General features: G+C 64.6%; 9 protein-coding genes and 1 tRNA gene. All 10 read right to left on the reverse strand.

All coding sequences use genetic code 11. The features are described from left to right. Positions 1-14 precede the first annotated feature (14 nt). Complete coding sequence (locus ACOJSJ_RS09930) at positions 15-1361, reverse strand: ammonium transporter (RefSeq protein WP_420144831.1); 1347 nt, start codon at positions 1359-1361, stop codon at positions 15-17. Positions 1362-1374: 13 nt separating this feature from the next. Next, the gene (locus tag ACOJSJ_RS09935) at positions 1375-1713 is read right to left on the reverse strand and encodes a P-II family nitrogen regulator (RefSeq protein ID WP_004209785.1); all 339 of its coding nucleotides are present in this window, start codon (positions 1711-1713) and stop codon (positions 1375-1377) included. 157 nt (positions 1714-1870) lie between these two features. Beyond that, positions 1871-2446 carry a DUF924 family protein gene (locus ACOJSJ_RS09940; RefSeq protein ID WP_420144821.1) on the reverse strand — a complete coding sequence of 192 codons (576 nt, stop codon included), beginning with the start codon at positions 2444-2446 and terminating at the stop codon, positions 1871-1873. 126 nt (positions 2447-2572) lie between these two features. After that, positions 2573-4015 (reverse strand): metalloprotease TldD, encoded by a 1443-nt coding sequence (tldD, locus tag ACOJSJ_RS09945; protein WP_420144822.1) that lies wholly within the window; start codon positions 4013-4015, stop codon positions 2573-2575. Positions 4016-4132: 117 nt separating this feature from the next. After that, complete coding sequence (locus ACOJSJ_RS09950; protein WP_420144823.1) at positions 4133-4360, reverse strand: zinc-finger domain-containing protein; 228 nt, start codon at positions 4358-4360, stop codon at positions 4133-4135. Between the two features lie 45 nt (positions 4361-4405). Next, the gene (locus tag ACOJSJ_RS09955; RefSeq protein ID WP_420144824.1) at positions 4406-4576 is read right to left on the reverse strand and encodes a hypothetical protein; all 171 of its coding nucleotides are present in this window, start codon (positions 4574-4576) and stop codon (positions 4406-4408) included. Between the two features lie 266 nt (positions 4577-4842). Next, positions 4843-4918, reverse strand: a tRNA-Val gene (locus tag ACOJSJ_RS09960). A 99-nt stretch (positions 4919-5017) separates the two neighbouring features. Beyond that, on the reverse strand, positions 5018-6028 hold the full coding sequence (locus ACOJSJ_RS09965; RefSeq protein ID WP_420144825.1) for a winged helix DNA-binding protein: 1011 nt from the start codon (positions 6026-6028) through the stop codon (positions 5018-5020). 333 nt (positions 6029-6361) lie between these two features. Next, positions 6362-7225 (reverse strand): D-amino-acid transaminase, encoded by an 864-nt coding sequence (locus ACOJSJ_RS09970; protein ID WP_420144826.1) that lies wholly within the window; start codon positions 7223-7225, stop codon positions 6362-6364. Positions 7226-7690: 465 nt separating this feature from the next. Then, positions 7691-8708: RNA polymerase factor sigma-54 (gene rpoN, locus ACOJSJ_RS09975; protein ID WP_420144827.1), on the reverse strand; the 1018-nt coding region annotated here is incomplete at its 5' end.

Below are 8708 nucleotides of genomic sequence, written 5' to 3' on the forward strand. Positions count from 1 at the left end.
CCCTGCCAATTCAATCAGGCGTTGTAGGCGCGTTCGCCATGTTCGCCGAGGTCGAGGCCTTCATATTCGACTTCCTGGCTGACGCGAAGGCCGGTCACCGCCTTGGCGATGAAGATGGCGATGGCGGTGCCGATCGATGCCCAGATGATGGTCACGACGACCGCTTCGATCTGAACCAGCAGTTTTGCGCCGATTTCATAATCTTCCGCGCCGGGGCCACCAAAGGCAGGCGAGTAGACGATGGCGGTGCCGATGGCGCCGATCATGCCGCCCACGCCGTGGATGCCGAAGGCGTCGAGGCTGTCGTCATAGCCGAGCTTCGGCTTGATGACGGTGACCGCATAGAAGCAGATGATCGAAGCGACGGCGCCCAGGATGATCGCGCCGAACGGGCCGGAATTGCCAGCCGCCGGGGTGATGGCGACGAGGCCCGCGATGATGCCGGAGCAGAAGCCCAGAGCCGAACCCTTGTGACCGTTCAGCTTTTCCGCGAGCATCCAGAACAGGGCGCCCGAAGCGGTGGCGACGAAGGTGTTGATCATGGCGAGAGCGGCCGAACCATTGGCTTCCAGCGCCGAACCGGCGTTGAAGCCGAACCAGCCGACCCACAGCAGGCCGGTGCCCACGCCCGTCAGCGTCAGGCTGTGCGGGGCCATCGGTTCCTTGGGGAAGCCGATGCGCTTGCCAAGGATGATGCAGGCCACCAGCGCGGAAACGCCCGCGTTGATGTGGACCACGGTGCCGCCCGCGAAGTCGAGCGCGCCAGCCTTGAAGAAATAGCCCGAAGCCGCCCAGACCATGTGCGCGATCGGGAAGTAGACGATCGTCAGCCACACGATGGCGAACACCATCACGGCCGAGAATTTGATGCGTTCGACCACCGAACCCAGCACCAGCGCGACCGTGATCGCGGCGAAGGTCATCTGGAAGCTGATGAACACATATTCGGGGATTTCGACGCCGGCGGTGAAGGTCGCGGCCTGCGAAGCAGGGGTCACGCCCTTCAGGAAAGCCTTGTCGAAGGTGGAGACGAAGTTGGAAAGGCCGCTGGTATAATCGGGGCCAAAGGCCATCGAATAGCCGTACATGACCCAGATCAGCATCGCGAGGCAGGCCACCGCGCCGATCTGCGTCATGACCGACAGCATGTTCTTGCTGCGGACCAGGCCACCGTAGAACAGGGCCAGGCCCGGCAGGATCATGGCGAGGACCAGGATGGTCGCGGTCATCATCCAGGCGACGTCGCCCTTGTCGACCGTAGCGGCGGGTGCCGCCGCGTCCTGCGCCCAGGCGGGCAGGGCGGCGAAGAGCGAAAGGGCCGCTGCCCCCGCCACGCCGCCGATTTTCTTGGAAAAGGTCATCATTCCCCCCTTCTTACAGCGCGGTTTCGCCGGTTTCGCCGGTGCGGATGCGCACGGCCTGCCCAACATCGAGTACGAAGATCTTGCCATCGCCGATGGCGCCCGAATTGGCGGCCGCCTGCGTCGCTTCCACGACGCGCGGCGCCAGATCGTCGTCGCAGACGACCTCGATCTTGATCTTGGGAACCATGTTGGTCGAATATTCGGCGCCGCGATAGATTTCGGTCTGCCCCTTCTGGCGACCAAAGCCCTTCACTTCGCTGACCGTCATGCCTGCGATGCCAAGCGAGGACAGCGCCTCGCGGACATCGTCCAGCTTGAACGGCTTGATGATAGCCATGACAAGTTTCATGTCGCCCCCTGTTGCTGGTGTGCGTGGAAAGCCACAGCAAGAGCTGTGCCAAAACACTAAAGACCAGTTAATACGGGGTTGCGCCAGTGGCGTCATAAAAGTGACGCCAAAAAAATGGGCAGCGGCAAAGCGCTGCACAAAATTTAGGCAGCGGGCGTCACCAATGCGCGCCTTCCGCGACGGCGGCAGCTTCGTCGGGCAGGGTTTCACGTCCCAGCACGGCGTTGCGATGCGGGAAACGGCCGAAACGCGCGATGGTTGCATGATGGGCGCGAGCGAAATCGAGGGATTGTTCATGCCCCGCGCCCTCGAACAGGGTCAGCGACAGATCCTGATCCTCCAGCGCCTCGCTATGCTGAAAGGGCATGTAGAAGAAGAGGCGGCCCGCTCCGCCGATCTGGATGTCATAACCCTGCGCGATCGCGCCATGAGCTACCGTGCGGGCAAGCGCGTCGGTGGCGAAGGCCTGCGCGTTGTTGCGGAACATGTTGCGGGGCAGCTGGTCGAACAGCAGGATCGCGGCCAGCGCATCGTCCGCGCGGCCGAGGAAGGTTTCGGGCGGCAGAGCCTGTTTTTCATGCCAGAGGCCGCGAAAACGCTGAATGCACAGGCGATCGAGCGCAGGATCACGGCTGTACCAGCCATCCTCCCCGACCTGATTGAACCAGAAATCGAGCAAAGCGGCGGCCCAGTCGTCGGTCACCGCATCATGGCTGTCGGTCAGCATGTTCATACAGGATGAATGACGGACAGGGGGCGGGGTTCCGCCATTCATGTCCGTAAAAGGATCGGGTCGCCGTATCGCGGCCCGTCCTTTCCATGTTCGGTCGCCGCAGCGCCGGTTCAGGGCGCGCGATTGTCAGGTGGCGGTGCCGCCGATGGTCAGGCCGTCCAGCAGCAGGGTCGGCTGGCCGACCCCAGCGGGGACGCTTTGCCCGCCCTTGCCGCACATGCCGATGCCTTCGTCCAGCGCCCAGTCGTTGCCGACGCCGATCACCTTGGTGAGGGCAGTGGGACCATCGCCGATCAGGGTCGCGCCCTTGATGGGATCGCCGAGCCTGCCATTTTCGACCTTATACGCCTCGGTGCAGGAAAAGACGAACTTGCCCGACACGATGTCGACCTGACCACCGCCGAAGCTCTTGGCGAAGATGCCGGTCTTTACGCGGCTGAGCAGTTCTTCGGGATCGTCATTGCCGCCCTTGATGAAGGTGTTGGTCATGCGCGGCATGGGGGCGTGGGCATAGCTTTCGCGGCGGCCATTGCCGGTGGGGGCGACTCCCATCAGCCGGGCGTTCAGGCGATCCTGCATATAACCGCGCAATATGCCATCCTCGATCAGGATATTTTCCTGCGTCGGCGTGCCTTCATCATCGATCGACAGCGATCCGCGGCGGTTCATGATGCTGCCATCGTCCACCACTGTCACGCCGGGCGCGGCGACGCGCTGACCGATGCGGCCGGAAAAGGCGCTGGTGCCCTTGCGGTTGAAATCACCTTCCAGGCCGTGCCCGATCGCTTCGTGCACCAGAATGCCGGGCCAGCCAGCGCCCAGCAATACGGTCATTTCGCCAGCCGGTGCGGCGACCGACCGCATGTTGACCCGCGCCTGCGCCAGCGCTTCGTCGATGGCGCGGTTCCAGATCGCCGGGTCCATGACGTCGTCGTAGAGGTAACGGCCGCCAATGCCGAAGACGCCGGTTTCGCGGCGGCCATTTTCCTCCAGAATGACGGAGACGTTGAGACGGACGAGCGGGCGGACGTCGGTGGCGACGAAGCCGTCCGCGCGCACGATTTCGACCACGGACCAGCTGCCCGCCAGGCTGACCGACACCTGCGCGACGCGCGGGTCGCGGGCGCGGGCGGCCGCGTCGATTTCACCGCACAGCTTCACCTTTTCGGCAAAGGGGACGATTTCCAGCGGATTGGCGTCGGTATAGAGATGGCGATTGGTATGCTGGGGCGGGGGCGCGGGCTGGCCCTTTGCCGGATCGAGCAGGGTCAGCGTTTCCGCCGCCTTGCGGATCGCCGCTTCGCTGATGTCGTTGGCATGGGCAAAGCCGGTCATTTCGCCCGACACGCCGCGCAGGCCAAAGCCCGCATCGGTCGAATAATCGGCGGTCTTGAGCCGACCGTCGTCAAAGCCGAACGCTTCGCTCGCGCGATATTGCAGATAGAGTTCGCCATCGTCGCAGGCCCTGAGCGCATCGGCGGTCAGGCGGCGTGCCCCGTCGGGATCGAGCAGGCCCGGACGATAAAGAAGGCCGCGGGCGTCAGTGAACTGGTTGGCAAGATCGGTCATGCCGTCCGATATAGGGATGGCATGGCCCAAGCCAATGGAAATTTTGGCGCATCATCCGATTGGATCGAATCGGATGATGCCCGGCCGTCGGCCGTGACAGCCGACGCCGTCTATGGATCAGAGGCTGGCGCCCGACGCGATGTCCGGCTGGGCAGCGGCGGCGCCGTTATCGGCCACGCCGCCGATCAGGACGAAGCGGCGATCGCAATAGCCGCAGTCGACATAGCCATGTTCGTCGATTTCCAGAAAAACGCGCGGATGGCCGAGCGCGGCGGGAATGTCCCCCGACCCGTCGCAGGACACGCGGGATTTGGAGACTCGGATGGTTTCGGGCGGCTGGATCATGAAAAGGCGGTTAGCAGCGGCGTCGCCGCGCCGCAATATGCGGCTTTACATCAATGGCAGGGGATGATCGATGCAGGCCCGGTCCGCGTTGGCGGAGGCGGTGGGGGAAGCCGCAGGGTGCCGGTCGCCGCAATGGCTGGCCGCGATCACCGCCAGCGGCGACAGCATTAGCAGGACGGGCATCATCATGCCGCTGAAAAGGGCTGCAAATGGCATGCAATATATGTGGCGCAAGCGGCATTGCTGCACGATGAACGTTACGCAGGCGGAGCGGATTGCGGGATCTGGTGACAGTCGTGCCTGTGATGCTGCGGATAGGGCAGGGGCTTGGTTGGCGCTGAGGCGGCTGGTGGAGCCGAAGATAACCCTTCGCTTTAGACTTTTTACCGGTGGCCATCCCCGGACAGGCACTAGAGACGGAAGGCAGTACGGAGGTTGCGCCGGAGGCCGTCCCCCCGGACAGGCTCTGAAGGCCGAAAAACTGGTGGGCGATGACGGGCTCGAACCGCCGACATTCTCGGTGTAAACGAGACGCTCTACCAACTGAGCTAATCGCCCCCGTTCGGGAGAGCGCCTATCTAAGCGAAAAAGCCGGGCCGTCAAGCGGGCACATGGAGGGCGATGCAGATCGGGGCGATGCAGATCGGGCCGACGCCATCAGGCGGTGAGCAGGCGGCGGCTGGCCCCGAACCAGCGGATAAGCGCATCGGCCGCTTCCTGCGCCAGGGCGATAAAGATGCGGCGGCCGTCATGGGGATCGGCCTGCCGTTCCACCAGCCCCTTGTCGGTGAGGGTGCGAATCCAGCGCAGCGCGGTGGTCGGCGGCACGGCGGCCGCGATGCAGAGGCTGGAAACGGAAACGCGTTCATGATCCAGCCGCGCGGCCAGCAGGTCCAGCATCATGTCCCATGCCGGATCGGCGAATAGGTCGCCGGGCAGGAAGTCCGCGCGTATCCGCCGCGCGCGCAGCAGATCGCGCACCTGGGTCGCGGTGAGCGTGGGCGCGGGCTTTTCCATCGTCTGCGGAGCGGCGCCGATGGGAGCGAGGACGGGCATGCCGATATAGTCGCTGGGCCGGTCGGAAATGCGCGGGCCAAGGTCGAAGCTGGGCACGGCCATGCGGCCCCGTTCGGTCAGCGCGTCGAGCGTGCGGGCAAGGCGGCCGACCTCTTCGCTGAGCTGCTGAAGGCGCACGCCCTCCCGATCCACTTCATGGACCTGCCCCGGTGTGGGGCGATGTTCGGCGGCGGCGACCAGCGCGGCGGCCAGTTCGGTGCGGTCGGGATCGCAGAGCAGCTGGCTGTGCGGGCTGCGCAGGCAGGCGAAGGCCAGGTCGATGGTGGGCAATCCGGCGACGATGATGACGGCCATGCCGTTCTGGATCGCCTGCGTTTCGATCTGCACCAGCAGCCGTTCGAGCAGCGGGGTCATGGCCGGGCAGATGATGAGGAGGGTGTCGCATTGTGCCTGTAGATCGAGCCGGGTGGGTGCATCGTCCAGCGGCGTGACGCCCAGCAGACGCAGGCCCGCCGCGGTCGCCACCGGTTCCAGATCGACCGCATCCATCCGGTCGGCGATGACGAGCAGGCTGGCCCGGTCGTCGCGGGGCGCAAGCGGCGGCGCGCCGTTGCCCGTCAGGGGCGTGGCATAGGAAAAATCGTCCATCATGATCCGGCTCCCGTTCTACCTTCGTTCCGGAGGTTAAAGCAAGAACGGATCATTTCATCATCGTAATCAGCCCATAATGGATAGGCTCTGGAGAAAAGGCGGCAGCCGGTCGCAGATGACGCCCGGTTGAGGCCGGTTTTCCATCCGGCTTGCCGCCATTTCAGCGCCAGAATGAAGGCAAATCCCGGTTTCCTTAGCAAAGGGTGAAAATGCCTCCATTATGGAGTCTTTTCGAGCATGACCCGTTCATACCGAATCGGATCATGCCCTATTTTCCGTTTTCCGCATTTTTCGAGCCAGCAGTTTATGCGACCTGCTTCGAAAATGCTCGGATCAGACCCCGGTGCGGCGGGCGAAATCGAGATAGAGATCGCGCAGGCGCATCGCGACCGGGCCAGGCGTGCCGTCGCCGATCGTCTGCCCATCGATCCGCACCACCGACAGGCAGAGGGTGGACGCGCTGGTGATGAAGGCTTCCTTTGCGGCGAGCGCTTCATCGAGGGTGAAGGGGCGGCGGATGACCGCGATGCCGCTTTCCTGCGCCAGCGCGGTGAGCGCGGCGGCGGTGCAGCCGGGCAGCACCGACTGGCTGTTGGGGCGCGTCACGATGCCTTCGTCGGTCAGGATGAAGGCGGTGGACGATGCACCTTCGGTGACGAAGCCGTCCTCGATCATCCAGGCTTCCTGCGCGCCGGCATCCTTGGCCGCCTGCTTCGCCATCGCCTGTGCCAGCAGGCCGACGCTCTTGATGTCGCGGCGCGCCCAGCGCAGGTCCGGCATGGTGGCGACGGCAAGGCCGCTTTTCACGCCGGGCAGGTCGACCACGACCTTGTCCTGCATGAACATGAACAGGGTGGGCTGAATATCGGGCGAGGCGATGAAGTCGCGGCTGGCATCCGCGCCGCGGGTAACCTGAAGATAGACCAGTCCTTCGGTCAGGCCGCTGCGGGCGACCAGTTCCTGCTGCGCGGATTCGATGTCGGCCAGGCTGATCGGCAGGGCGATGCCGATGGCGGCGGTGGAGCGTTCCAGCCGGGCCAGATGGCTGGCGCTGTCCACCAGCTTTCCGTCGATCACGGCGGCGACTTCATAAATGCCGTCGGCGAACAGGAAGCCGCGATCGAGCGGGGAAATGCGGACCTCTTCAAGCGGCAGGAAGGTGCCGTTGAGATAGGCGACGGCGGAGGAGGCGGACATGGGGCTGGCGATCCTTGTGGCTGATTTTCTGCTTGCCGCATTTTGCGGGCCGTCATCCGTTCGCGATGGCCGCAAAATGCTTTGGGAGCGCTCTTGCCGGTTGCGGGAGCGGGGTCAAGCGCAGGGCCGCGCGAAGGGCCTTCATCCGCTTAACTTCCCACATTTCCCCCAAAACTCGACATTTTATTCCCAGGTTCGGAAATTTTGTTTCGTGAGCGTTGGCGCCAAGCGGCACACGGGCAGCCTGACGATGGGAAAGAGCGGGCGGGATGATGGCAGGCGAGGGGTGGGGTAGGAAAGCCGGGGGGCTTTGGGTGGTTTTCCACAGCGAAACTTGCGCGCGGAGCGCGTTACTTGCAGCGGGGTGGGCATTTGCAACGCTGCGCAGGCCCACCCCCTAACCCCCTCCCGCCAGCGGGAGGGGGAATATGACGGAAACCGGTCGCGACCGCCTTGCCCCTGCGGTCAGGCGGCCTTGCCCTTGAGGGCTTTCTGGCGGCGGCGCTGGACCGAGGAGCCGATGCCCAGCGCCTCGCGATATTTGGCGACGGTGCGGCGGGCGATGTCCATGCCCTTGGCGCGGAGCAGGTCGACCAGCGTGTCGTCGGACAGGATCGCGCCGGGATCTTCGGCGCCGATCAGCGCCTTGATATGGCTTTTCACCGCTTCGGCCGACACCGCGCCTTCGCCGCCAGCCGCCGCGACGCCGCTGGTGAAGAAATATTTGAGTTCGTAGAGGCCGCGCGGGCAGGACAGATATTTGTTCGACGTCACGCGGCTGACGGTCGATTCATGCATGCCGATCGTGTCGGCCACGGCCTTGAGCGTCAGCGGCTTGAGGTGGGCGACGCCCTGCTGAAAGAAGGCTTCCTGCGTGCGGACGATTTCGCTCGCCACCTTGATGATCGTTTTCTGCCGCTGGTCGAGCGCCTTGACCAGCCAGTTGGCGCTGGCGAGACAGTCGGCCAGCCATGTCCTGCTGCTCTTGTCCTGCGGGCCGCTCGCCAGTTCGACATAATAGCTGCGGTTGACGAGGACGCGGGGCAGGGTGGCGCTGTTCACCTCGATCGCCCAGCCTTCGCGGGTCGGGCGCACGAACAGGTCGGGCGTGACGGGGGCGGCGCGTTCATGCGCGAATTTAAGGCCGGGCTTGGGATCATAGGCGCGCAGGTCGGCGATCATGTCGGCCATATCCTCTTCATCCACGCCGCAGATGCGGCGCAGCTGGGGCAGCGCGCCTTTGGCCAGCAGGTCGAGATTGGCGAGCAGGCGGGCCATGGCGGGATCGTGCCGATCCGCTTCCTTCGCCTGCAGGGCGAGGCATTCGGACAGGCTGCGCGCGCCCACGCCCGTGGGGTCGAATGTGTGGATGGTGCCCAGCACCCGTTCGACATCGAACAGGGGGATGCCAAGGCCATGGGCGGTCTGGAGCAGGTTCGCCTCCAGATAGCCCGCTTCGCTGATCTGGCCGATCAGCTGGGTG

Origin of the sequence: Sphingobium sp., assembly GCF_048594625.1 — a bacterium.
Taxonomy (GTDB): domain Bacteria; phylum Pseudomonadota; class Alphaproteobacteria; order Sphingomonadales; family Sphingomonadaceae; genus Sphingobium.